This window comes from Amycolatopsis sp. NPDC039088, assembly GCF_055598845.1.
In genome coordinates this window covers 1-1,242 of sequence record NZ_JBVKAE010000094.1, presented here as the reverse complement: position 1 = coordinate 1,242, position 1,242 = coordinate 1, and the positions used below count along the sequence as shown (strand labels likewise).

Genomic DNA, 1,242 nt, shown 5'->3' with positions numbered 1-1,242 from the left:
GGCGGATTCACTCGGTCGTCGCAACATGGTCTATTTAGGACAGTATCATGGTGAGTTTCTCTTGCGGGGTAAGCCAGTTCAGTGTTTTGCGGGGACGGCTGTTGAGTCGTGCGGCGACGGCGGCGAGGTCTTCGGGACTGTGCCGGGAGAGGTCGGCGCCTTTGGGGAAGTACTGGCGGAGCAGGCCGTTGGTGTTCTCGTTCGTCCCGCGTTGCCATGGGGAGTGGGGGTCGCAGAAGTAGATCGGCATGTCGGTGGCCAGGGTGATGTCGGTGTGGCGGGCCATCTCGTTGCCCCGGTCCCAGGCCATCGACCGCCGCAGTTCGGCGGGCAAGGTCTGGATCGCCTTGATCATCGCGTCCCGGACCTGGATGGCGTCGTGCCCGTCCGGGAGGTGCAAGAGCATCACGAACCGGGTGGTCCGCTCGACCAGGGTGCCGATCGCCGACTTGTTGCTGGCGCCGGTGATCAGGTCACCTTCCCAGTGGCCGGGTACCGCCCGGTCCGCGGCTTCGGCGGGGCGTTCGCTGATCTCGACGATGTCCGGGATCCGCGGCCGCCGCATCTGTGCCTGACGGTGTGGCTTGCGCAACGCCCGCCCGGTCCGCAGGCACCGGGTCAGCTCACGGCGCAGCGCTCCCCGGCTCTGCACATACAATGACTGATAGATCGTCTCGTGCGACACCCGCATCTCCGGCCGGTCGGGGAACTCCACCGCCAGCCTGGCCGAGATCTGCGCCGGAGACCACTCCTGCCGCAACCGCGCCTGCACATGATCACGCAACTCGTGGTTCCCGCCCGTCTCGGCCAGCTTCGCGACCTTCGGCCGCCGCGCCCGCTTCCGCGCCTCCGTCTCCGCCCGATGCGCCCGGTATCCACTCCGGCCACCATTGTTCGCGACCTCACGACTGACCGTCGAGGGCTCACGACCCAACTGCCGGGCGATCTCCCGATACGAGTGCTCCGCGGACAGGCCACGGGAGATCTCCTCCCGCTCCGCCAGACTGAGGTAGCGGTCACTCAACGGGCGGGGTGCGTTTCCGATCACCCCGCCAGCCTCATGAAACCACCGCCGCCCTGTCTCATGCGACACGCCCGCCAATCCACAAGCAGGCCTGACCGGGTGACCCGCCCGCACCAACTCCCAAAACCGCACTCGCACCGCCCGCGCCAACAACAATCCACCCGACATCACAAACTCCCAGCTCACAGAGGGTGTTGCGACGACCGAGTGAATTCGCC

Annotated in this window: 1 protein-coding gene; it reads right to left on the bottom strand. The window is 66.8% G+C overall.

Features of this window, described 5'->3' with window-relative positions; genetic code table 11:
- Window positions 1-34: 34 nt before the first annotated feature.
- A complete protein-coding gene (locus ACZ7KI_RS43345; protein WP_470278816.1) occupies window positions 35-1,192 on the bottom strand; it encodes an IS30 family transposase in 1,158 nt (385 codons plus the stop codon).
- Window positions 1,193-1,242 lie beyond the last annotated feature (50 nt).